This window comes from Parabacteroides sp. MSK.9.14 (assembly GCF_019041495.1).
Lineage (GTDB): Bacteria > Bacteroidota > Bacteroidia > Bacteroidales > Tannerellaceae > Parabacteroides > Parabacteroides merdae.
This window is the reverse complement of sequence record NZ_JAHPXO010000016.1, coordinates 1-23,944: the sequence shown is the minus strand read 5'-3', so window position 1 is coordinate 23,944 and position 23,944 is coordinate 1. Positions and strand designations below refer to the sequence as shown.

At 45.3% G+C, this 23,944-nt stretch carries 23 protein-coding genes and 5 pseudogenes; 6 read left to right on the top strand and 22 right to left on the bottom strand.

The window, feature by feature from the left end:
• Positions 1 to 65 precede the first annotated feature (65 nt).
• From cobM to KTG12_RS10050, 16 genes and pseudogenes are all read right to left on the bottom strand, one after another.
• Positions 66 to 2,003, bottom strand: coding sequence for a precorrin-4 C(11)-methyltransferase (gene cobM / locus KTG12_RS10120; RefSeq protein ID WP_022322139.1), 1,938 nt, complete (start codon positions 2,001 to 2,003; stop codon positions 66 to 68).
• On the bottom strand, positions 1,996 to 3,255 hold the full coding sequence (gene cbiE, locus KTG12_RS10115) for a precorrin-6y C5,15-methyltransferase (decarboxylating) subunit CbiE (protein ID WP_005639421.1): 1,260 nt from the start codon (positions 3,253 to 3,255) through the stop codon (positions 1,996 to 1,998). The genes cobM and cbiE overlap by 8 nt, the downstream gene beginning before the upstream one ends.
• Positions 3,252 to 4,664 carry a precorrin-3B C(17)-methyltransferase gene (cobJ, locus tag KTG12_RS10110; RefSeq protein ID WP_155144037.1) on the bottom strand — a complete coding sequence of 471 codons (1,413 nt, stop codon included), beginning with the start codon at positions 4,662 to 4,664 and terminating at the stop codon, positions 3,252 to 3,254. The genes cbiE and cobJ overlap by 4 nt, the downstream gene beginning before the upstream one ends.
• Positions 4,665 to 4,711: 47 nt before the next feature.
• Positions 4,712 to 6,376: an AMP-binding protein gene (locus tag KTG12_RS10105; RefSeq protein ID WP_046452319.1), complete on the bottom strand. Its 1,665-nt coding sequence runs from the start codon at positions 6,374 to 6,376 to the stop codon at positions 4,712 to 4,714.
• A gap of 176 nt (positions 6,377 to 6,552) precedes the next feature.
• Positions 6,553 to 7,206 (bottom strand): DUF1080 domain-containing protein, encoded by a 654-nt coding sequence (locus tag KTG12_RS10100; RefSeq protein ID WP_005643695.1) that lies wholly within the window; start codon positions 7,204 to 7,206, stop codon positions 6,553 to 6,555.
• Between the two features lie 28 nt (positions 7,207 to 7,234).
• The gene (gene ettA, locus KTG12_RS10095) at positions 7,235 to 8,923 is read right to left on the bottom strand and encodes an energy-dependent translational throttle protein EttA (RefSeq protein ID WP_005639431.1); all 1,689 of its coding nucleotides are present in this window, start codon (positions 8,921 to 8,923) and stop codon (positions 7,235 to 7,237) included.
• Between the two features lie 263 nt (positions 8,924 to 9,186).
• A pseudogene (locus tag KTG12_RS21740) lies at positions 9,187 to 9,581 on the bottom strand (BfmA/BtgA family mobilization protein); the annotation flags it as partial.
• Between the two features lie 169 nt (positions 9,582 to 9,750).
• Positions 9,751 to 9,998: pseudogene (locus KTG12_RS10085) on the bottom strand (DNA-binding protein).
• Between the two features lie 162 nt (positions 9,999 to 10,160).
• Positions 10,161 to 10,583 (bottom strand): hypothetical protein, encoded by a 423-nt coding sequence (locus KTG12_RS10080; protein ID WP_138273244.1) that lies wholly within the window; start codon positions 10,581 to 10,583, stop codon positions 10,161 to 10,163.
• Positions 10,558 to 10,791: pseudogene (locus KTG12_RS22280) on the bottom strand (hypothetical protein). Before KTG12_RS22280 ends, KTG12_RS10080 begins: the two are co-directional and overlap by 26 nt.
• Positions 10,792 to 11,056: 265 nt before the next feature.
• Entirely contained in the window at positions 11,057 to 11,698 is a 642-nt protein-coding gene (locus KTG12_RS10070) for a CatB-related O-acetyltransferase (RefSeq protein ID WP_122116279.1), read from the bottom strand.
• A 13-nt stretch (positions 11,699 to 11,711) separates the two neighbouring features.
• Positions 11,712 to 13,004: an MATE family efflux transporter gene (locus KTG12_RS10065; protein ID WP_138273234.1), complete on the bottom strand. Its 1,293-nt coding sequence runs from the start codon at positions 13,002 to 13,004 to the stop codon at positions 11,712 to 11,714.
• A 237-nt stretch (positions 13,005 to 13,241) separates the two neighbouring features.
• On the bottom strand, positions 13,242 to 13,715 hold the full coding sequence (locus tag KTG12_RS10060) for a DinB family protein (RefSeq protein ID WP_122116280.1): 474 nt from the start codon (positions 13,713 to 13,715) through the stop codon (positions 13,242 to 13,244).
• Between the two features lie 83 nt (positions 13,716 to 13,798).
• On the bottom strand, positions 13,799 to 14,335 hold the full coding sequence (locus KTG12_RS10055) for a helix-turn-helix domain-containing protein (protein WP_227225934.1): 537 nt from the start codon (positions 14,333 to 14,335) through the stop codon (positions 13,799 to 13,801).
• Positions 14,318 to 14,488 (bottom strand): annotated as a pseudogene (locus KTG12_RS22275) (DUF6597 domain-containing transcriptional factor); the annotation flags it as partial. The gene KTG12_RS10055 and the pseudogene KTG12_RS22275, both read right to left, overlap by 18 nt.
• Before the next feature lie 197 nt (positions 14,489 to 14,685).
• On the bottom strand, positions 14,686 to 16,737 hold the full coding sequence (locus KTG12_RS10050; RefSeq protein ID WP_122116281.1) for a 3'-5' exonuclease: 2,052 nt from the start codon (positions 16,735 to 16,737) through the stop codon (positions 14,686 to 14,688).
• 126 nt (positions 16,738 to 16,863) lie between these two features.
• On the opposite strand from KTG12_RS10050, the gene KTG12_RS10045 reads away from it, so the two are divergent.
• Entirely contained in the window at positions 16,864 to 17,457 is a 594-nt protein-coding gene (locus KTG12_RS10045; RefSeq protein ID WP_173022545.1) for a phosphoglycerate mutase family protein, read from the top strand.
• Here KTG12_RS10045 and KTG12_RS10040 read toward each other — a convergent pair whose 3' ends face one another.
• A complete protein-coding gene (locus KTG12_RS10040; RefSeq protein ID WP_122116283.1) occupies positions 17,458 to 17,826 on the bottom strand; it encodes a response regulator transcription factor in 369 nt (122 codons plus the stop codon). It lies immediately after the preceding gene.
• A gap of 225 nt (positions 17,827 to 18,051) precedes the next feature.
• Between KTG12_RS10040 and KTG12_RS10035 the strand changes: the two genes are divergently transcribed.
• The 3 genes and pseudogenes from KTG12_RS10035 (at position 18,052) to KTG12_RS10025 (ending at position 18,987) form a co-directional block, all read left to right on the top strand.
• Complete coding sequence (locus KTG12_RS10035) at positions 18,052 to 18,360, top strand: helix-turn-helix domain-containing protein (protein WP_046452349.1); 309 nt, start codon at positions 18,052 to 18,054, stop codon at positions 18,358 to 18,360.
• Positions 18,347 to 18,640: a DUF3876 domain-containing protein gene (locus tag KTG12_RS10030; RefSeq protein ID WP_046452322.1), complete on the top strand. Its 294-nt coding sequence runs from the start codon at positions 18,347 to 18,349 to the stop codon at positions 18,638 to 18,640. The genes KTG12_RS10035 and KTG12_RS10030 overlap by 14 nt, the downstream gene beginning before the upstream one ends.
• Positions 18,641 to 18,693: 53 nt before the next feature.
• Positions 18,694 to 18,987 (top strand): annotated as a pseudogene (locus tag KTG12_RS10025) (helix-turn-helix domain-containing protein).
• 283 nt (positions 18,988 to 19,270) lie between these two features.
• On the opposite strand, the gene KTG12_RS21735 reads toward KTG12_RS10025, so the two are convergent.
• Positions 19,271 to 19,537 carry a recombinase gene (locus tag KTG12_RS21735; RefSeq protein ID WP_310591686.1) on the bottom strand — a complete coding sequence of 89 codons (267 nt, stop codon included), beginning with the start codon at positions 19,535 to 19,537 and terminating at the stop codon, positions 19,271 to 19,273.
• Positions 19,538 to 19,743: 206 nt separating this feature from the next.
• Between KTG12_RS21735 and KTG12_RS10020 the strand changes: the two genes are divergently transcribed.
• On the top strand, positions 19,744 to 20,973 hold the full coding sequence (locus KTG12_RS10020; protein WP_155144034.1) for a site-specific integrase: 1,230 nt from the start codon (positions 19,744 to 19,746) through the stop codon (positions 20,971 to 20,973).
• A gap of 19 nt (positions 20,974 to 20,992) precedes the next feature.
• Complete coding sequence (locus KTG12_RS10015; RefSeq protein WP_155144032.1) at positions 20,993 to 22,204, top strand: site-specific integrase; 1,212 nt, start codon at positions 20,993 to 20,995, stop codon at positions 22,202 to 22,204.
• Between the two features lie 66 nt (positions 22,205 to 22,270).
• On the opposite strand, the gene KTG12_RS10010 is transcribed toward KTG12_RS10015, so the two are convergent.
• The 4 genes from KTG12_RS10010 to KTG12_RS09995 form a co-directional block, all read right to left on the bottom strand.
• Positions 22,271 to 22,564 (bottom strand): helix-turn-helix domain-containing protein, encoded by a 294-nt coding sequence (locus KTG12_RS10010; protein ID WP_005641696.1) that lies wholly within the window; start codon positions 22,562 to 22,564, stop codon positions 22,271 to 22,273.
• A gap of 12 nt (positions 22,565 to 22,576) precedes the next feature.
• Positions 22,577 to 22,780, bottom strand: coding sequence for a helix-turn-helix domain-containing protein (locus KTG12_RS10005; RefSeq protein ID WP_074668675.1), 204 nt, complete (start codon positions 22,778 to 22,780; stop codon positions 22,577 to 22,579).
• Between the two features lie 387 nt (positions 22,781 to 23,167).
• Complete coding sequence (locus tag KTG12_RS10000) at positions 23,168 to 23,380, bottom strand: hypothetical protein (RefSeq protein ID WP_173022543.1); 213 nt, start codon at positions 23,378 to 23,380, stop codon at positions 23,168 to 23,170.
• Between the two features lie 107 nt (positions 23,381 to 23,487).
• Positions 23,488 to 23,640, bottom strand: coding sequence for a hypothetical protein (locus KTG12_RS09995; RefSeq protein ID WP_173022542.1), 153 nt, complete (start codon positions 23,638 to 23,640; stop codon positions 23,488 to 23,490).
• Positions 23,641 to 23,944 lie beyond the last annotated feature (304 nt).

Sequence of the window (23,944 nt, the reverse complement as noted above, 5' to 3'; positions counted from 1 at the left end):
CTCTGGTGAGTACTTGCCTGGCAGCTATGAGGTTTCATGCCTCATAGGTAGGAGGTGGTCCCTCGCTAACGGCGGTACAGATGCTTGAACTCCTCGGCGTAGAGACGTGATACCCCCGTACGGTTGTCTATGGCATCACCGACGACTAACAAGGTCGTCAGTGTCAGATTGTTTTCTTTTACGATCTGTTCCAGGTCTTTCAATTCGCCTCGGTAGATGCGTTCGTCTTTCCAGGTCAACTTGTAGCAGGCGGCTACCGGTGTCGTTGGCGGGTAATGTTCCAGAAGTTCTTTCTGGACTTGTCCGGCAATGCCGGCGCTCAGGAAGATGCACATTGTGCTTTGGCTGGCGGCTAGTTTATGCAGCTGCTCTTTCTCCGGCATGGGGGTACGTCCTTCACCACGCGTCAGGATGATGGTTTGCACCTTTTCAGGAATAGTGAACTGGGAACGGAGAGCTGCAGCAGCAGCTTGGAACGAGGAGATTCCCGGTGTGATATGGTAACTCATGCCATAGCGGTCGAAGAATGCCATCTGTTCTTGTATCGCCCCATAGATGCAGGGGTCACCTGTGTGCAAGCGTACGATGAACTTCCCTTTGTCATAGAACTTTTTTATAAGGGCGAATTGTTCTTCCAGGTTCATGTCGGCAGAACTGCGAATCGTCGATCCTTTCTTGGCGCATAGGGTGAGTTCTTTGGGGACGAGGCTTCCGGCATAGAGGATCAGGTCTGCATTTTCCAGCATCCGCCGGCCCCGGATGGAGATCAGTTCTGGATCGCCCGGTCCGGCTCCGACAATTTCGATATGTCCATGTCCCTGTTTCCCTTTTTGCTGACTATCTTCTTCGTCCTGTATTGCCGATTTGCTGATGGCTATCGCATAAGTGAAGTCTTTCGTCTGCCCCTTTTGTTTTCCCACCAATAATGGGCCTCCTTCCGCACTCAGGATGGCCGCTGCCTCCGCGACGCTTCCCGACCCGGTGGCTTTCTTTACTGTGGAAGAAGGATGGGGTACGGGGACTTTGTCCAGTACCTCTGCCGGATAGGTCTTGAACGGGCTGCGCAGGTAGGTGTCTGCCAGTTCCTTTAATATCGGTTCTTCTTTCTTTAGGTCGATGGAGGAGACGTTGGCTATGCTCTTCAGGTTGAACCTGTAGAAAATGGAGCAGATATACAGGTCCGTGAGGACGGACTTCATGTCTGTCAATCCCTTTTTACATCCGATACCTAAGTGAAGCACTTTCGGGAAGAATGATAGGCAGGGGATAGGGGATTTGTGGTAGTAAGTGGGACTGACCGTGATCAGCAGCTCGTATTTTTCGAGGTCGATATCTTTATATTTATAAAAGACATCGACGTGCGGGGGACAGGTTTCCTTCATATAGTCCGTCTCCTTCGTGCGAATATCGAGCAGGAGGGCGGTCGGTCGACAGTTGACGAAACGGGCGACACATTCGTTCATGGCCTTTTCCCTCGATGCATTGAACGTTTCCTCGTCTATCTTCTCGAAATCGGTTTGGAAGAAACTGATTATGCCTTCTTGTGGGTTGTAGACATCCTGTTCCCAGCCATATTGTTTCGCGAAGGTGTCCAGTGCCCAAAGTCCCTGGTTGTCACTCTGTGTCGTGACAACCGCTTCGGCGTCCAGTATGCGGGCCAATTCATGTGTCAGTTCGTTCGCCCCACCGATATGACCGGATAGTACCGATACGACATATTTGCCGGTACTGTCGAGGCAGATGACTGCCGGGTCCGTGTACTTGCTCTTGATGTAGGGAGCGATACTCCGTACGCAGATACCCATCGCCCCGATAAACACAATCGTTTCCGATTTATCGAAAAGATTGCCAGTCAGCTCTTTGAAAGAGGTGACTGGTTCGATGTCGTTATCTGCTTCTCTACAATAGATGACAGTTTTGCCCGGATATTCGTCCCGGATTTTGCGTGCTAACGACAGACTACTTGCCGAAACCACAAGAATGTTCAGTGTATTTTTAGACATAATTTTTACCCGTTGCGCAAAGGATTGTAATAGGATTATTGGAATCGAGCGTAATGTTTATTTCTGAATGTAGTTTCAGACCGTTTTCTGCAACCGCCTCCCGGAACAGCTTGCTGCTTTCTTCTGAAACGGAGTTAAAAACGATCTTGCCGTTCAGACTGTTCAAATGGGAAGCTACCTTGCGGATGATTTCTTTCAGCTTGCCACCATGACCGCCGATAAAGACTGCATCGACAATCGTGTTCTTTTCGATTGACAGATTGAGGAAGTTACCAATACGCAGGTCTATGCCTGGAGCGCTGTGCAGCCGTGTGTTTGCCCGGATGATGTTCTCGCACTCTTTCCGCACTTCAAAAGCTTGGATATCTAGATGAGGATACTGGCGCCGCGCTTCGATTGAAACCGAGCCGGTACAGGCGCCGATATCCCAGAAGTAGCGGCTGTTATGCAGTTCTAACAGGCTTAGGTCTATCACTCGTATCGGTGCTTTGGTAATCATTTTTGTCCGGTCATTCAGCAAGATAAATTTCGTGTCAGGTATGCCTAAGGCTGGTCGTTGTAATGCGCAGTTCGGAGCCTTCATTAGCAGAACACAGTTCGGATTGGTGAAACTCATTTCGCTGATTTCCTCGATCGAGTAGATTTTATAGATTTTCTCTTTCTTCGGGTTGCCTAAATGTTCGGCTACCCACATGGTGTAATCCCTGTCCAGATGATATTCCATCATCCTCTTGGCTATAGCCCTGGGCGTATGGACACGGTCGGTTAGCACACCGATCAGCGGTCGGTATTCCAGCAACGCCCGGTCGAGTTCGTGCCATGGTCGTCCGGTAACGGACACGGCGTGCATGTTCTCATACGGAATTTGTTCATGGTGTGCGAACATCTGCAATGAGTTGAAGTAGGGAAACACTTTCATGCCTACTCCTAAAAGGTTTTTCCGGATGGTGGAAGCGAAGCCGAAAAAGAACGGGTCTCCCGAAACGAAGGAGACGATCACTTTGCCTTCCTGGATCAACCGGCTGTATTCCGCAAGGACGGCATTTATTGGAGCCTTGATTTCGATCCATACCGCATCGGCGGGTAGGAATGGTTTCACAATTTCGTAATGCCGCTTCCCTCCGGAGAAGATGTTGTCGTGTTTGACATTTTTGATAATGACTTCTATATGCTTAGGCTGTGGATTGTCGTCCATCCCGATCATATAGATGTGCGTTTTGCCGTAAGCTTCTACAATTTCTTGAGTTCTCATACGTCTCTACCTGGTTTTAATTGTTTTGCATCATTGTAGCATAAAATCGCATTTACCAAAGTCGCGGCGAGGTTGCTACCACCTTTCCGTCCTTCGATGATGAGTTTAGGAATAGAGACAAACGGCTTTACCATGTGTTTGGATTCCTGTACGTGTACGAAACCGACAGGAGCGGCAATAATGCCGGCGGGAATGGCTTTCCCTTTCCTTATCAGGTCACAAAGTTCCATTAATGCGGTCGGCGCATTGCCGAATACATATAAAGCGCTGGGATGTTCCTGTACGGCAAGCCGGATGCCAGCTTGTGTGCGGGTGATCCCTTTTTCTGTTGCAAGTTGTACGGTGCGCTCGTCTTGCAAATAGCATTTCACCTCGATCCCCATACGCTGCAAAGCTCCTTTGCGGATGCCGGAAGCAGCCATTGTGACGTCTGTGATGATGGTGCGCACCTCCCCCCGGCTGAATTTTCCGTAAAGGGAAGCCACCGCGTGATCGTCGATCCGTAGGATATTTTCCATATCGAAATCGGCTGTCGTGTGGATGGCATGGAGCAAAGCCCATTTCTTGTCGAGCGGTATTTCTTTGTTCTTGAGTTCTTTCTCGATGGTGCGAAAGCTGCGGATCATGATGTCCTGGCCGATCCCGACATCTGTTTTCATCTTGATCTCCCCGTAATAGCCGCGTGGTGTGATGAATTTACCGTCGGCCTCATATGACTGCGAGTTCCCGATCAGGATGACAGTGAACATGTCGACCTGCTCAGGGTCGAACTCTGCCAGCGTGGTCAGGTTGACGACCTGCTCTTCGCGTCCGGCCTGACGGACATAGCCGACCGGTGTTTCGGGTGCACGTTCTTCGAGGAACAGCTCCTTGAGACGATGCAACTGCCAGTAGCGCTCTTCGCTTTTCGGATTGTAGATGGCTGTCACGAAGTCGCCGATAGCGGCGGCCCGTATGCGTTTTTCGATCCGTAGCCAGGGAGTCATCAGGTCGGAGAGGGAGATGATACAGAGATCATGCCCGATAGGTGCCCCTAGAAGCGAAGCCGCCTTTTGGAACGCACTGATACCGGGCACTACCTCGATCTCCACTTGCGGCGCCTCTTTCATCGTCCGCATTTCATATATCAACGGGGCCATCCCGTAGATTCCGGCATCACCAGAACTGATCACTGTCACTGTTTTACCTTCCGAAGCGTATTTGTAGGCCTCTTCGGCACGTATTTTCTCGCGCTTCATCCCAGTATCGATACATTGGGTATCCGGGTGAATTATATCCTGTATAAACTGGAAATAATAGTTATATCCGATGATCACATCCGACTGCCTGATGGCTGATAATGCCGCAGGCGTTATGTCATCGCGATTTCCCGGTCCAATGCCGACAACAGTAATTTTCCCTTTGTTCATATGAGCTGTTTGTAAATTAACAGAAAACAAAGGTACGATTTATTTATTTAGTTTTCCTCTGCGGGTTGATATAAATATCGTTTAATACTCCGTTTCGGTGTCTTTTCGAATTCTTCCTGATAAAGCTTGAAGCAAGATACTTTGCTGTAGGCGGGCATTTCAGTGTTCAGTTGGTCGATGTTCTGCTGCATCAGCTCTTCGATTTCGGAGTGTTGGATGCCTGCCTTGTCCACTTGTTCCCAGTCCGGATAGATCAGGGCGACCAGTTTACCTCCCTGAGAAATGATCAACGACTCCGCCACGTACAGCATATTGTTTAGGCGGTCTTCGATCTCTTCGGGATAGATATTCTGTCCGTTGGAGCTTAGGATCATACTTTTGCTTCGTCCGCGGATGTAAAGGAAACCGTCTTTGTCAAGTGTTCCCAAGTCACCTGTCCGTAGCCAGCCGTCGGGTAGCATCACAGCCTTTGTTGCCTCTGGATTCTTGTAGTAGCCTAACATCACGTTCATGCCGCGAACCAGGATTTCGCCTACTTCGTTTTCCGGATCGTTCGAGTCGATCCGGATTTCCATGCGGTCGACGACACGGCCCACCGAGCCTTGCTTGAACGTGTCCCACTGTTCGTAGGAAACCAGTGGGCCGCATTCCGTCATCCCATAGCCAACCGTATAACGGAAGTCGATGGATTTGAGAAACGTCTCTACCTCTTTATTGATGGCTGCACCACCAATCACGATTTCGCTGAAGTTCCCACCGAAAGAGGCTTCCAGCTTTTGGGCGATCTTCTCGCGTACCTTTTGGTCGATGTATGGCACTTTCAACAGCAATTTGATCAATGGCTTTTCCAGTTCGGGAAAGACCTTGTTCTTGATGATCTTCTCGATAATGAGTGGCACGGCAAGGATCAGCGCCGGTCGAACCGTCGCAAATGCCTCTGCGATGATTTTTGGACTCGGCGTGCGTGTCAGGAAATGAACGTGGCAGCCTTTGTTGACGGAGTTCAGCACTTCGAACGCTAACCCGTACATGTGCGCCATCGGTAACATACAGACGATGTTGTCTCCTGGATGTATGAAAGGAAGACGGTCGTAGGCGAACTGTGTGTTGCTCCACAAACTGCGGTAGGGGATCATGACTCCTTTCGAGAAGCTGGTCGTGCCGGACGTATAGTTCAAAACAGCCAATTCCTCCGGGTCTTCGATATGATATTTCACATCGTTGGCGGTGAAAGAACGGGGATATTTCTTGCCAAAATATTCGTTGATGCGATCGCGTATGGTGCGTACCTCCTTATTTTTGCAATCGATAATGGAGAAGTTGTCCAGCATCATGAATAGCTTGACATCCGGCATCATCTTTTCGTTCATGTTCTCCCAGTTGCTGGAGCCTGCCAGTACGGCTTTTGCTCCCGAATGGTTGACGATGTGATGGATATTGTCGGGTTTGAACTCGTGCAGGATCGGCACGGCAACAGCCCCGTAAGCCAATATTCCGAAAAAGCAGATTGCCCAGTTGGAGGAGTTGCGTCCGACGATGGCCACTTTGTCGCCTTTCTTGATACCGGCATGTTCCAGTAGGATGTGAAACTTTTCTATCCGCCGTGCGACGTCTTTGAAATGGAAGGTATGTCCATTGTAATCGGAGAAGGCGGGGAGGTCCCAATGCTCCTTTATGCTTCTCTCTATAAGGTCCAAGAAACGATTATCCATAGTGATATAATTTAAAAAAGAACCGGAATATCCGTGAGAATGTTGTAAAGATAGCAAAGAAACGATATGTTTTTATGGAAACCCAAGAAACACCTTTCCAAAACATATATGATTTGAATGCAAAACACCTATGCTTTGAATGCAAAACATAGGTGTTTTAAAATAAGTATAGTTGTTTACCACGGAGTGATTGTCACATTACGGAATTGTACTTCCTTGCCTTCGCTTTGCAGTCCGATGTAACCTTCCTTTACCTTGTTTGTCCCGGTGTTCTGGTAAACGCCGTTGATATAGACCGTGATGACACCGTTTTTTACGAAGATATTAGCTTCATTCCATTCACCGGCAGGCTTCTCGCTGTCTTGATTCGCCTTCTGGATTTTCGGGAAAGAGGGGCGGGGTTGGCCTGGCTTATTCTGGTATTCAGCCAGATCCGAACCGCCGAGCAGGACGAAATCGCCGGCATTATCAAGCATCAGGTTGCATTCGATACCGTTCGGAAACGGGTTTTTCGGCTCTTCAATTAGCAGGAAGATACCGCTGTTCGCCTTTTCCTTGCCGTTTGGCCAGCGATATTCTACATGCAGTTTATAATCTCCGTATTTTTCTTTCGTGTACATGTATCCGAATGGCTGTCCTGTGATGTTGATGACACCGTCTTTCACGGAATATACCTGTTCGGCTGGGACGGAGTTCTTATCGACAACGAAGTTCCAGCCGGAAAGGTCTTTTCCGTTGAACAGCTTGGTTGTTTTCTGTGCACTCGCGTCACTTCCGAAACACAAAAAGGCGGCAGCTACTACTGCCATCGATAACATTCTTTTTTTCATGGTCTTATAATATTAATTATTTATACGATTAATCAACAATAAGTTTACGGTAACGGACACGTTTTGGTTCCACGTCGCCCAATAATTTGCGCTTGTACTCTTCATACTCCGAATAGGAACCTTCGTAGAACACGACATTTGAATCCCCTTCGAACGAAAGGATATGCGTACAGATACGGTCGAGGAACCAACGGTCGTGAGAAACGACGACCGCACAACCGGCGAAGTTCTCCAATCCTTCTTCGAGTGCCCGGAGTGTGTTCACATCAATATCGTTGGTCGGTTCGTCGAGCAGCAACACATTCGCCTCGGCCTTCAGCGTTAGAGCCAGATGCAGGCGATTCCGTTCACCACCGGAGAGTACGCCGCAAAGTTTTTCCTGGTCGGCTCCCGCAAAATTGAATTTGGAGAGGTAAGCGCGGGAGTTGACTTCCTTGCCGCCTACGCGGATGAACTCCTGTCCGCCGGAAACAACCTGATAAACGGTCTTCTTCGGGTCGATATCTTTATGTGTCTGGTCTGCATAACCGACCTTTACCGTTTCGCCCACTTCAAAAGAACCTTTGTCGATACTTTCCATTCCCATGATCATCTTGAACAGTGTAGTCTTACCTGCTCCGTTCGGACCGATCACGCCGACGATTCCGTTCGGCGGCAACATGAAATTTAGGTCATCAAACAACAGTTTGTCGCCAAATGCTTTTGCTACATGCTGGGCCTCGATCACCTTGTTCCCTAAGCGCGGACCGTTCGGGATAAAGATTTCCAGTTTGGCTTCGCGTTCTTTCTGGTCTTCGTTCAAAAGGGCTTCATACGAATTCAGACGGGCCTTACCTTTTGCCTGACGAGCTTTCGGGGCCATGTTGATCCATTCTAGTTCGCGTTCCAGTGTCTTACGGCGTTTACTTGCTTGTTTCTCCTCCTGTGCCATACGTTTGGTCTTTTGATCCAGCCAAGAAGAGTAGTTTCCTTTCCAGGGAATACCTTCTCCGCGATCCAGTTCCAGAATCCATCCGGCCACATGGTCGAGGAAGTAACGGTCGTGCGTGATGCAGATAACCGTACCCGTATATTGTTGTAGATGTTGCTCCAACCAGTCGATCGACTCAGCATCCAAGTGGTTGGTCGGTTCGTCCAGCAATAGGATGTCCGGCTGTTGTAACAGCAAACGGCAGAGAGCCACACGGCGGCGTTCGCCTCCCGACAGCGTATCGACCACCTGATCTTCAGGAGGACAGCGTAAAGCGTCCATCGCTCTTTCTAGGCGGCTGTCGAGGTTCCATGCATCAGTTGCATCTATCTTATCTTGTAATTCGGCCTGCCGGTTGATCAGTGCGTCCATTTTGTCTGGATCTTCGAGTATTTCGGGATCGCCGAATTTTTCGTTTACTTCTTCATATTCTTTGAGGGTGTCCACAATATTTTGTACGCCTTCCTGTACGACTTCCTTTACTGTTTTGCCCGGTTCCAGTTTCGGTTCCTGCTCTAGATATCCGACGGAATATCCGGGTGAGAATACTACTTCTCCTTGGTATTCTTTTTCGACGCCGGCAATAATTTTTAGCAATGTAGATTTACCAGAACCATTCAAACCAATGATCCCGATCTTTGCTCCATAGAAAAAGGACAGGTAAATATTTTTCAATACTTGTTTTTGAGGCGGAAAGACTTTACTCACGCCTACCATCGAGAAAATAATTTTCTTGTCGTCTGCCATGTTTCAAATTGTGTGTATTTATATGATCATTTTTCTTCGTGGACAAACTTACATAAATATCTTCATAGTTTATATATGTCCGGATGAAAATAGCGTGTATTTTTATCTTTCTTGCGTTCCTTCGTCTGCAATCTTAAGGGGCATGATTACTTGTTATGTATCGGCTTACTGCAAAACGCAAATGCATATCCTCCCCCCAGAGTGTCTCCAAAAAACGTTTTCAAAGGGATTATTAAGTAATTTTCCTGTCTCAAAACGCTTTTTCTTTCCGGCATATTTTTCTCGGAGGATAACTCGTCATTTACAGTCGTTTTCATCAATTGCTTATCCATAAGAGTTTCCAAAGTTTTACCGATGACATCGAAACGCAAAGCGATAGAATTTGTTACCCGTATCATGGGATTCAGTTGTTCTTCCTCATAGTGACGGATGAATCGGATAATATCATCCTGTCCCTTATTTATTTTCGCCAGTTCCGATTTTACGGATTTAGGGGCTTCGGATGGGTTGATATGTACCTTATCTATATATCTGAACGCCAACTTTACAACTTTCTCTTTTTCTGGGAATAGCGTTTGCATATCTTCTCTACCAAAGCTACCGTTTCCTTGTCTATGGAAATGGTAGTGAATATCGTTTTTCGACTGCTGTTTGGCACGGTAATTACTTTTTTATAGAAATATGAACAGATCAATACCTGATAATAAGCATTGAAAAGGAAATGCTTATTACAGGTGTCATTATAGCGTGTTCTTGTAACACGCTAAATCGATAGGTGAAGCAAACTGATTTGCTTTTTCGAACTGTTTGTAGGTTTGAGAATCGGCCTATTCACGAACAAAAGCCCGGATATCGCTGGCTTTATAATACGTTTTTCGCCCGATAGCGTTGAGCGTTGTAGGGTTCTGAAAGATGCTTTCAACAGAAAGGCTAAGTCTTGATTATCCAACAGCCTTTCGTTTTCATCGAATACAGTATCAGTACTAATAAGAGATTTCAAGTCTTGCCCGATCTCGGTGAGTTTCTTGGATAGCTTCTCCATCCACTTCTCGAAGTTTTCGTTGTCTATATACATTTTACTTCAATTTTTAGTTCAACATTATTGTTTTCAATCGATTGATGAAGCAAAGTTTTACAAAACAAGGTTGCAAAAAAAGAGGAGTAGGTAACTACTCCCCGAAAAATGGTTTATAAACTGCTATAAATAAACGATTTGCAAAATTATCTTTTCTAATCTTTATTTGTTCTTGCGTTTACGGTCTTCTCTGGTAATAGTATTTCGCAAAGCGTCCAAAGTTTTAGTAAGATTGTACGGTTTACGAGTAAACACTTTACCGATCTTATCGTAGATACTACCAAATTTCAGATTGAAAAGCTGCTCAAAGCCACGAGCCAACTGAATTTTTGGGACTGGCGTTCCATTTTCCCCAACGATTTTTCCCAGTAGAAACAGAGCTAGTACAATTTCAGCAATACCTATAATCCCCAATTCTTTAGACTTTGGGAGTACATATAGGTCTGACTTGAACTCGGTAGACACAGGTGAATTAAACTGTTCGGGATGGGTAGTTTTCAGATTGAGTAACTCTAATTCTGCACCAATTAAGGATAATGCTTTATGAATGTATAGATTTTTAAGCGTATTTCCCCCCCAGCCCATCCTGATACAACCCTTTAAAGGGGCTATCTCAATACGGGTGAGATTAAGCATCCGGAAGACATGAGTATAGTCTTCCGAATGGCTAATTGTTACTATTTGCTTCACAAAATCTTCATAAGCATCTTGCATTTCTGTGTTAATAACTTCTTGTGAGGTATCAGCCAGTAAGATGAAAAAAACTCGTTCTCAATAAATCATTCATAGGCATAAAATTTAATTGTGAATAAATTATATATATCAAAGCACTAGCTTTGTATGCTGAATGATTTTTTGTTTTGTTTGTAGTTCCTCTGCTAATCAGAATGATTCAAGGGGTATTCAGCCTTATTGGTCGCAATTCCAGAAATGGTGAACTTCAAATTCCTGCTTCTTACAAATATAATCCACTGGCATGAGTTCTAAAATAGCGAAATGTAGCTATATAGAAGAACTGAAACTTGCATCAATCCTTGTCAATCGTTTCTTTATATAGTTCATAATCTATATTTCTTCATGGCAAGTAATTCATCTAGTTTACCCTCTGCAATATATGGCAAACACTGATGTATCTTATCGGTAGACCAATCCCACCATTTCTGTATTAGCAGTTGTTCGATTACCTCTGCATCGAAGCGTTTTCGTATTTCTTTGGCAGGAGTTCCACCCACAATCGTATAAGGCGGAACATCTTTGGTCACTACGGCACGTGCGGCAATAATAGCACCGTCACCGATATGAACCCCTGCCATAATCACAGCTTCGTAGCCGATCCATACGTCATTGCCGATTACAATATTGCCTTTGTTGTCCCATGCAGTAGTAATATTCGACTTTTCCAATTCCCATTCTTCATAGAATAGAGGGAAGGTATAGGTAGACAGAGATTTCAATGTATGATTCGCACAATTAAACAGAAACTTCGTGCCACAGGCAATAGAACAGAACTTGCCAATGATTAACTTCTCCCGATGGATGGGATAATGATAAAGCACATTGTTCTTCTCAAACAGCAAGGGATCAGCTATAAAGTCATTGTAAATAGTATAATCACCTACCTCAATTTGTGGATCTTTAATCACGGCATTCAGATAGACTGTTTGCTGATCTCCGGTGCGAGGATATATTTTTGTCATCATAACTTGATTCGCTTTAATAGTGTTTACTTTTTAGATGAATGATAGATTGAAGTGCCAGCAGAATCACAAACAGGTATTCTGCCGTCAAGTAGAGGGATAAAGATGCTTTTATACAGAAGCTCAACCAATAGAGGTACACTAAATACACACAGGTGGTTGTTACCTGAAACAGAAAGGTGATTTTGGTTTTCCCCGTTCCTCCGACCGCATTGAGATATACATAACCGGGTAGTGCAAACGTGTAATTCAATAGCATCACCACGAAAGGAGCAAATGCTAATTCTATCAATAGCTCATTATCGGTGTAGAAACTGACAATCCAACGGTTACAGAGTAAAGCTACTACTACGAATGGGATGCCAACGGCATAACCTAATTTCAGAACCTTGTGGCAGATCGGGAAAAGTTCATTTCTCGCCCTGGCTCCAATAGCATTACTTACTAATGAACCTGTAGTGACAGCAAAGGAATTGGCAATTACGAAAAATATTGCTGATACGCTTCGGGTTATATTGGAAATAGCCAACTCTGTTTTCCCTAAATGTTCGATTGCCACGAAAAATAGAAACCAAGGAACTACGCTGATAAAAGCATGGAGCATACTCCACACAGACAGATTCAGGACTTTGATAAGTAACTGTCCATCATACACGGGCTTCAATCCGTATTTTTCTTTGTCAATCTTCGCTTTTGTGTAGAGACAAAGCACAATCAAAGAACCCATTTCTGCTAAAGATGGAGCGATGGCTGCTCCCGAAATACCTAATTCCAGTGTGAATATTAAGAAGTAATTCAGCGGGATATTAATCGCCACCGCAGTAACAGCCGACCACGATAAGGCTTTCGTGTGCGTTATTCCAACGAAGAAAGACCGGATAGCCAGAAAAGGAAATGAGAACAACAGCCCGAAGCTGCGCCAGTCTAAATAGCGGACTACCGCTTGATAAATCTCCGGCGAGGAAATTAATCGTTTCAATAGATAAGGAGAAACGGCATGAATCAATAGGCAAAGCAAAACGGCTAATCCCGATAAAAAGAATAGCCCCTGAAAGAAAGTCTTTCCGGTTGCCTTATAATTCAGCTCCCCGTTTCTTCGGGCAATCATTACTTGCAATCCGATGCTAAACCCAAAGCCCAACATATAGACTGCCAGATAATAAATTCCGGCAATAGCGGATGCTCCCAACTCCACCTCGCCTACGTGACCTAAAAAGACAGCATCCGTTATATTGATTAACTGCTCCATTAAGATGCTCATCATTACCGGAAAGTTGATAAGCCAGATTTGTTTATATGTATAATTCATTGCTCAACTGCAAAATAGCACGACACGAGCAGACTGCATCATATAGTCTGCCAGCTCGTAAATTCATAAATAAAAGGATATAAAATCTCTGTGGCAAATAAATCGTTATTTGTCAAATAGCTGAATAGCTTTCTTGAATGGGGCTATTCGCAGGAGCGTAGCTATATACAGAGTTTCATAAGAAGTGAATACTATTTGTGAGTTGATATAGCGCAAATGTATGAAAAATTAATAAATTCAATCTATCAATTCATGGATTTCTTTTATATGCAAGTGCAAATGTCCCAAATATCCCTCTATCATTTCTTGTAGTGTTACCTTTACTCCTGTAAAGTCGCACCAGTAACTATCCAGCCTGTTCTTATCTACCGAGTTAATTATTTGGATGATGTGCAGATTGTAACACTTCCACAACTGGATTAAGTTAGCCCAGTCTTCATTCTGATAATCTTGCAGAGCTATCCACAAGTTATTATCCTGTGTGTAATCAGGGAAGAAAAGTAGGTCTTTGCTATATTGCAACCGAACCATGCGTTGATGATTGTTGGATGCCGAATCAATCAAGTGACCGAGAATCTGCTTGATGGTGCGATTCTGCGCATTTCGTCTTTGTGTGATAACCTCTACGGGCAGACTACTTAACAATTTCTCTTCTGCTTCAATAACCTGTGCAATGCTAGCGGTTATATGTATAAAATTACTTTCTTGCATAACTTTCTAATTTTAAATACTTCTGCAAAAGTAAGTTCTTTGCCTATCATCCACTTGTAAAAAACTGACTTTATCACAGATGACTACGCACGACTATGCGATTTAATAACATTCAGCCTACAATCTTCGGAAAAGAATGTAGAATACGGAGAACGGGAAGATAGATATTGAGTAGGCGAACAGCCTGTAAACTCTTTAAAGTCTTTCACCAAGTGCGAAGGATCGTAAAAGCCACAAGAATAAGCCAAATCTACGAACTCCATTCCCGGATGATTCTGCAACAGATACAGTGCCCGCTGAAAGCGAACTACCCGATAATATTCTTTAGGGCTCATTCCTACATAGTTGGAAAATACTCGCTTGAATTGCCTATATCCCAAACAAGCACTTTCAGCAAGGGTATTCACGTCAATTTGCGGTTGATTGATGATTTGACGGATAGCGTGATGAGTTCTTTGGTAGTTACAATTTGCATCGACCAACCGTTGCATAAAGAAGCGTTCAATCAACCGGATGCAGGTTTCAACGGCTGGTTCGGCAGAAATATTTCGTTTCAGGTGATTCAGTTCAATATCTTCCAAATCTTCTACATCTATATAATGGTTGTAAAGCTCACTCATAGAACACCGCACAAATGGATTTAGCCCCAGAGGATGAAATATAACGGCAATCATATCAATATTGCCCTCTGAAATCAAACTTCCATAAGTTGAGAACTGTCCCTGGATGAAATTCTTTGGCTGTAAACCTTTTGATTGGATATTTAGATTCTCACCCCGATGGAATAGTCTGTATCATACTGGCTCTACTTCATCGGTCTTTAACGCCCAATAGTATTTAATGTATTGGGAAAGTACAGGTGACGGATATAAAATCTTGCTTTCTCTCATCGTTATTTCGTTAATCTGCTATGCGCATGGCGGTAAATATAGAGGTTAATTCCCGCATGACAATAAAGTAAGCCGAAAATTTAGATGAATGGCGTGTGTTTTGTTCCGCTATATGTCAGCGTTAAACGGTGCATTGCCCTTGTTACCGCCACATATAGCATACTCCGGTCGATTTCCGAATGATAATTCCTATCATCCACCTGTGGTATAATCACCTCATCGAATTCCAAACCCTTTGCCATGTGGGCAGAGATGATAACAATACCCTGCACAAAAGCCGAACTTTGGCTTGATAGGAAATTAATATCAGGAATTTGTAATTTATCTGCCATCTCACGGGCTTGCGATTCGGTTTTGCAGATAATCCCCAGCGATTTATAGGCGGATGCCTGATAAGTGGCAATTAATTCTTTAATAGCAGATAGTTCTTCTTTCTCATTATTAAATTGTAATACTTTCGGTTTCTCTCCATGCCGTGCGACTGGTTCAAGATCGGTATTTGTCCGTATTTTCTGTGCAAAATCAGTGATCTCATAAGTAGAACGATAACTTTTGAATAGCTTCATCACTTCACCTGTGACAAGAGCTTTCTGAATCATATCTGCAGTAGACGAACCGTAAGGATTAACCGACTGGCTGGCATCGCCCAACACCGTTTTCCGACAAGGGAATAGCTTTTGCATTACCTTATACTGGATTGGAGAATAATCTTGCATTTCATCTATCAGCAAATGTTTAACATAGTTCTTTGTACCACCTTCCAAAGCGATATGCAGATATGCCAATGGTGCTAAGTCGGCATATTCAAGTGTGCGGTTCTTCCGCATTTTAAACAGTTCCGGCTTATCCATCCATGCGAAGAAATCTTTATAGACTTGCAGATCATTGTTTCCGGCAAACATTCGCTTCATCTCTTTTTTAAGGAAATTCCGTTCGGCAGTCGTCACCGTGAAAGTATATTGTACTTTCATCATGTCGAGAATATAATCCGTCATTGCCTCGAACCGTTGGCGCATGGGGTAGCGGTTGAAGCGGTGGAATTGCTCTTCGATAAATTCAGCCGGGACGGTGATATGTTTAGTTAGCTTCACATCCTCTGCTCTAAAGTAGTGGTTTTCGATGTGCAGAATAAAGCGATCCAGACTGGCGATGAAGTAGAAAGATGATTTATATTCGATTCGCTCAATAAAGTCCGGTGTTGGTTTTGTCAGTAGTTCATTCACCTGCTCAAAAAAACTAAGGTATTTGTATTTGTGATTCAGTACTTCGGAAAGTATCTGTTCCATGCTGGATTCCGGTACGGTTTCTTCGCCCAGTTCGGGCAGCACGTTAGAGATGTAATCGGCAAACACCTTGTTCGGAGAAATAATCAAGATGTCTTTTGAAGAGATACTGCCCTGAAAAGCATACAGCAAGTAGGCGATGCGGTGCAGGGCAATAGAAGTTTTACCCGAACCCGCTACACCCTGAATGATGAGCGTCCGGGCTTCCTCATTACGGATAATCCGGTTCTGCTCCCGCTGGATGGTGGCAACGATGTTCTTCATCTTATCATCTGCATTAGCACTCAGTTCCTTTTGCAGAATATCATCGTGGACGGTCAGCGCACTTTCGATCATGAATTCCATCTTTCCAGCCCGAATCCGGTATTGGCGTTTCAATGAAATATCTCCTTTTATCTCTTCCGATGGGGATTGATAAGATGCTTCACCCAATTCGTAATCGTAGAACATACTCGAAATAGGTGCCCGCCAATCATAAATCAGGGTTGTTCGGCTTTCCGAATCGTGAAATGTGTGGATGCCGATGTAAACAGGGATTACCGTACAGTTCTCGCTCTTCTCTTGAAAATCGATTCGTCCAAAGTAGGGAATATCCACTATTTTGGCAAACCGTCGGCGTTTGTCAATTACACTTTCGCCTATGGCAAAATGATTCAGGATGCTTTCACGCATGGAGCGTATCTCATGCGGATCAATATCTTTACTGCTCCAAAGGTAGTCTTTGTACTCCGCCAATGTATCTACATGGTCTTTCACGGACACATCTGTATGGCTGATTATCTGCTTCAACCGATTGATTATTTGCTGCAAATAGCTTCTTTCTTGCTTCTCTGTTTGATTGAATACCATAGTAATTTATTGCTAAAGGATGAAAATAGAGTCAAAACGGTGCGCAAAATTACTGCAATCGAGTAGGATAGGAAATGGCTATTTATAGCTATATATCCATAAGTTTTGTATCTTTGCATGCTCAAAATGAACGATATGGATATTCTTGAACTTGCCCTACATAATCAGCAAACCGCTTGGAATATACTGGAACATACCGGTATTATACCGGCATGGGAACGTATTGGGGCAACTGTTCATCTGGTAGGCTCGCTTAAATCCGGTCTGCTGGCAAAGAGTAGGGATATAGACCTACATATCTATACCGATACACTAAATATTGCAGCCAGCTTTTCTGTGATGCAGGAACTTGCCGAACGGCTATCTTTAAAGGAAGTCCAATTTAAGAATCTGATTCAGACAGAAGAAGAGTGCATCGAATGGCACGCCATTTACGAAGATGAGGACATGAATACATGGAAGTTTGATATGATTCATATTCGCAAAGGCTCAAAATATGATGGTGTGGTTGAAAAAGTAACTGCTGCCATTACGAACCAACTTACTCCTGAAATCAAGAATACCATCCTTCAAATAAAATTCGATGTGCCGGACGGGATACAGATTCCCGGCATAGAAATCTATCATGCTGTTTTCGTGGGTGGAGTTCGCAATTACGAAGAACTGGAACAATGGAGAAAAACCAATCCGCTGACAAATAGCTTGGATTGGCTGCCGTAATCAATAGAGAATACCAAAACTTTCTGCCCGGTTGATAGCTTCGATCACATTATCGACATTCAGTTTTGCCAATATATTCTTGCGGTGATTGTGCACCGTGTAAATACTAAGGTTCAGTTTAGATGCAATCTCCTTGCTCAAAAAGCCCTGTCGGATTAGTAAGAGTATTTCCTTTTCCCGCTTGGTTAATTGTTGGTCTGCCGGAACAACTGCCGATGCAAGTATCTCACCCGTCTTCCGATTAATAACCGTCCGCTTGATTCGCTCCATAGGTGCTCTGCGTTCATTCCACAAATTATAGTCCACATCCAGCGGGCTGATCTGCTGTCTTGCCCATAATTCTTCGGGAGTTATCTTATTGGTAGTCATGCGGCAGAGATAAGCGATAAATCTTTTTGTATCTCTATTTCCTTTTGACTTTCTAAATAAATGCGTTCAAAAAACGAATATCCTATGAGTATATTCTAAATGAATTGAGCCAGAGATAGACAGGATATACCACTTTCAGACAGTTTATAAAACGTGTTGATTCTATTTTCATTTGCCGATGAAAATAGAATCAACACGTTTTATAAACCATTAAAAATTAAAAGTATGGAAGTAGTAACCATTGAAAAGAGAACCTTTTCGTATGTCTGCGAACGATTTACCGAGTTTGCAATAGAAAGTTTGTGCAGCACTCATATCCAGAAAGTAGAAAACTGGCTGGATAGTCAGGAAGTGTGTCTGTTGTTGGGCTTTAGTAAACGAACACTGCAATATTATCGTAGTAGTGGACGGCTGGCTTATTCTCAAATCGGCAGCAAAATATATTATAAGTCTTCCGATATTGAAAGAATTATTGCGAACAGTGAAACACAAAATCAATCACCCAAACAAATTATGCCTTATGAAAAGAACTAAAGAAGATTACTCGTCTTTCAACCTATTTTCCATTGTCGGCACATGGGAAAGTGTTAATCTGAATCCCACGGTTATCATCTATCGGAGCGACAAAGAGTATCTCTTTTCTATTATATATGTATCGGAAACTACCAAACAGGCTTCACCCGCTACTTATGAGATACAGCAAGATGGTAGCCAGTATTTTATTGCCATTGCGTCTAAACGGCTCTATATAGATTATGATTCGGCAAAAGATATACTTAGTATTTCATCGTTGGGTGACTATCTGCGCAACTAATCAGCCATCTAGCCATCTTGAAATCAATATTTCAATAAAACAATCTTTCAATCATGGAACTAATAAATAAAGATACCCCACAAGTCAAAGAATTTATTTCTTCGCTCGATTCGATGCTGGACAGCATTGAATCTATTGTCAAGCATTACAAGCCCCACCTTAACGGGGAACGTTTTCTTTTTAATAATGAGGTTTCCAAGAAACTGAATGTCAGTTTGCGAACCTTGCAGGTGTGGTGAGATACAGGACTAATCCCCTTTATCCAGATAAAAGGTAAAATCATCTATCGCCAAATCGATATTGATAAACTGCTTCAAAAGCACTACTTTGAAAGTTGGAAAGAGTAACCTGCCAAGCCCAAAAACATTGTTTTTCGGAATTTAATTTGAATCATTGACTTTTCCAGTGAAGTATTTAGTCTGTGCAAGTCTTTAGATGAAAATACGCTCGAACATAGTGAGAGGAAGATTTTCATCTAAACCGAAGGCTCGGACTTGAACAAGCTAAATACGGAACTTACCTTTGCCAATGCTTCATATTGAGTTCTGGAAAACTTACTATAAAAGAAAAGGATTGAGAAAATGAAATTCATTCTTCCCAATCCTTTTTCAATATTAGCTACTATTTTTATTATATAGCCAATTCCGACAGGCAGCTATTTACTTTTTGCATATCCTTGAAAATATTCTGATCCAATACCCTTGCATAGTGTTTTGTTACGCTTGTATCTGCATAACCTAACATCTTAGCAACATTCTCCATACTCACGCCATTTGCAAGGCAAATGCTTGTGGCATAGCTATGACGGGCACAGTAAGTAATATTTAGAAATGCAATAAAAAACAGAATGACGAGAATTAAACGTAAAACTTTTATAATTAAGTATTTTGCAAGAATTGCAGAACAGACATACCTGCAAAAGACAACAAAATATTGCGACGTTTCAGTTACCAGACTGTTAGCCGCCTGTTTCGGAAACAACGGCAGGTAACCGAATTTTTACCGATAGGAACAAAGCGGATTTGTATTCACTGTTTATCAATGTTTTGCATGCCAAAGGACGCTTTTCAAAGGAGTATTTTTACAACCTAAAAAAGAGCGTTATGAAAGTGGAAAAATTCAAGGTGCTGCTCTACCTGAAAAAGAGCGAGCCGGACAAGACCGGCAAGGCCCCGATCATGGGACGGATCACCCTCAACCGCACGATGGTGCAGTTCAGCTGCAAGCTTTCCTGTACCCCCGGGCTATGGAACGCGCGTGAGAGCCGATTGAATGGCAAGAGCCGGGAAGCGGTGGAGACCAATGAAAAGATAGAGAGGCTGCTGCTTGCCGTACACTCGGCCTTCAATTCCCTCATGGAAAGGAAAAAGGATTTCGATGCCGCCGCGGTCAGGGACATGTTCCAGGGTAACGCGGGCATGCAGATGACCCTGCTCAAACTTCTCGACCGGCACAACGAGGAGATGAAGACCCGTGTCGGCGTGGACCGTGCGCCGACGACAATGTCGACCTACGTGTACACCCGGCGCACTCTTGCCGAATTCATCAAAACGGAATTCAAGGTCTCGGACCTCGCCTTCGGACAGCTCAACGAGCAGTTCATCCGTGACTATCAGGATTTCTGCCTGGAAAAGAAGAGACTGGCGATGGAGACGGTGCGCCATTACCTGTCCATCCTGAAAAAGATCTGCCGCATCGCCTACAAGGAGGGGCACTCGGAGAAATACCATTTCTGCCACTTCAAGCTGCCCAAGCAGAAGGAGACAACACCGAAAGCACTCAGCCGTGAGAATTTCGAGAAGCTGCGTGATCTGGAGATACCGGAAAAACGCAGGTCACATGTCATCACCCGGGACCTCTTCCTTTTCGCCTGTTACACCGGCACCGCCTATGCTGATGCGGTAAGCATCACCCGGGAGAACCTCTTCCGGGATGACGAGGGCAGCCTCTGGCTGAAATACCTGCGAAAGAAGACTGACTACCTCGGACGCGTCAAGCTGCTGCCGGAAGCACTCGCGTTGATCGAGAAGTACCGTGACGATACCCGCACTACCCTCTTCCCGCCGCAGGACTACCACACGCTCAGGGCAAACATGAAATCCCTGCGCCTGATGGCGGGGCTGAGCCAGGACCTTGTCTACCACATGGGAAGGCATTCTTTCGCCTCATTGGTCACGCTCGAGGAAGGGGTGCCGATCGAGACCATCAGCAAGATGCTGGGACACTCCAACATAAAGACCACCCAGATATACGCGCGTGTAACCCCGAAGCGACTGTTCGAGGACATGGACAGGTTCGTCGAGGCAACCCGCGATTTGAAACTTATTCTTTAATCCTTAAACAATCATTATCATGCGCAGTACATTCAAGCTTTTATTCTACATCAACCGTAACAAGGTAAAATCGGACGGCACGACCGCCGTCCTCTGCCGGATCAGCATCGACGGAAAGAAATCGGCTGTCACGACAGGCATCTATTGCAAACCCGGAGACTGGGACAGCAAGAAGTGTGAAATCAAAACAGCCAGGGAGAACAACCGCCTTGCCGCCTTCCGAAGCCGGCTGGAAGAGGCGTACGGGAACCTGCTAAGGAACCAGGGAGTGGTCACGGCCGAGCTGCTCAAGACCACCGTATCCGGTGCCAATTCCGTGCCGGAATACCTCCTGCAGGCCGGAGAGGTGGAACGCGAACGGCTCAGGGTCCGCTCCAAGGAGATCAATTCCACCTCCACCTACCGCCAGTCGAAGACCACGCAGCTTAACCTCAGGCAGTTCATCGAATCCCGCGGGATGAAGGACATCGCCTTTTCGGACATCACCGAAGAGTTCGCCGAATCGTTCAAGGTCTTTCTCAAGAAGGAGCTGGGACACAGGAACGGACACGTGAACCACTGCCTGTGCTGGCTCAACCGGCTCATCTACATCGCCGTGGACCGGGAAGTATTGCGTGCCAACCCGATAGAGGACGTGGCATACGAGAGGAAAGAAGCACCTAAACTAAGGCATATCAGCCGCAGTGAACTGAAGCGGATGATGGAAACCCCGCTGCCCGACCCGATGATGGAGCTGGCGCGCAGGACGTTCATCTTCTCCTCGCTGACCGGTCTGGCCTACGCGGATACGAGGGCTCTCCATCCCCGTCACATCGGAACGACCTCGGAAGGAAGAAGGTATATCCGCATCCGCCGCGCCAAAACGGACGTGGAGGCGTTCATCCCGCTGCATCCCATAGCCGGACAGATACTGGATCTTTACAACACCACGGATGACGACAGGCCGGTATTCCCGCTGCCGGTCCGCGATGTCCTCTGGTACGAGGTACATGGAATGGGCGTGGCATTAGGCATGAAAGAGAACCTGTCCTACCACATGGCCCGGCATTCGTTCGGGACCCTGACACTGACCGCGGGCATTCCGATAGAGAGCATCGCCAGGATAATGGGCCATACGAATATCGACAGCACGCAGGTCTACGCCCAGGTCACCGACCGGAAGATATCCTCGGACATGGACCGGCTGATGGAAAGAAGAAAGCCTGCGGCCGACAAGGAAGCCGCAGGCTAAATAAAAAAATTGCCGCCGGAATTGTATTTACGATTCCGGCGGCAATCCTTAAACTTGAATACGATATTATACCAATGCTGCGTGATAGTTCTCCTCCAACAGCTTCTCGATGTCCGACTGCCTGTACAGGATCTTCCCGCCAAGCTGGATATAGGGAATCCGCCCTTGGTCCCTGTAATCCTGCAGGCACCTGCGGCTGATCCTCAACGTTCCAGAAAGCTCCCTGTCAGTCAGGAACCGTTCCCCGTTGAAGGGAGGACGGTTGTCACGGGCAAGACGCTCCACTTTTTTCTCCATGTTGTCCAGCAGGGCAAAGAACCTGCGGACACGTTCGTTCTCCTTGTCGATAATGCCTTCCATCTCTTCCGCTCTTTAAAGGTTTCCGTTCTTCCTTCCTTCTCTCATTGCCTTCTCCTTGCGTCTGATGCCGACGTAGGCCATCAGCTTCTCCACATCCTCTGGCTTGTAATAGAACTTGCGCTGGAGGCGGGTGAACGCCAGCCGTCCGGTATCGCGGAGTGTCTGCAGGGTACGTGGCGAGATGTCAAGGCGCAGGCAGACATCCTGGCCGTCCAGTCACTCTCCGGGTTCCTTACAGCGGTTTCTCTCATACAGTCTGTCCACATGTGCGGACAGGTTCTCGGCGCGTGCCAGCATCCTCTCAAGGACACCGGCCTCGATGTAGCATATTTCCATATTTTTCAACTTGTTTAAATGTCAGTGCGAATATAAGGGAAGAAACCATGAGAGGCAAGCGCGACCGGTACACTGGCAGGAATAGTCATGGATAGTCGGTTTTTGTCATATGGGAAGGAAAAATACTCCGTAGCCGGTCGGTTTTCACGCCCCCCTTTGGAAAACCTGAAGGACGGGTGCGTCACGGCGATGAAAAAAGAAAAATCCCCACCGGAAGTGAAGCGACCCCAAACCGGCAGGGAGTGTAATAATAAAGGAACGGACTGTTCAGCCCTTGATGTAACCGTACTTTTTCAGGTCGTCCATGAAATGCTCCGGCGTGTCGGTCCTCACCGTCACCCCGTGCAGTTCCCTGTACCGCCCGGAGAAATTCACCATGTACTCCCCGTCGGTGCACCCGCTGTCAAACCAGCTGCGCTCACGCAGGACGCGTACAAACTCGGAAGGGCCGGAGGCGGCAATCCTGCCGCCATCCGCCAAAATACCTGATCTCGTTTTTTTTATTATCGGTATTTCAAATGTCTCAAAAGCCTCTTTGACAGGTTACCATCCGGGATGATCGCCTGAATTCGCATGTACCGGATTTTCTATTTACCAGATTCCATAATGGTTCCTGCCATCCGTTTTTTCTCTGCGGCTGTCGCTTTTTTCCTCGTGGCATCATGGTCTGTTACCGGATAGGAAAAGCCATCTCCATCACAACCATGAATTATAGTGTAGCCATATTTGTATATAGCCATATGATACGCTATCCGGATAATGCTATCACAGAATTGCGATATAGCCGGATATCAAAATAGGGATAGCCGGGAGCGAAGGGAGCACGCATCCTTCCGGATATAGATATCTCAAAATCTCCATTTGCAGAAGTGTATAAATATCAATCCATTAATGGAGACGATGAAGAAAAACAATAAGGCGTATACGGCTACCTGTTATTCTCCATTTACAGATGTGTAGAAGTTTCAATCCATTAATGGAGACGATGAAAAAACAATAAGGCGTATACGGCTACCTGTTATTCTCCATTTGCAGAAGTGTAGA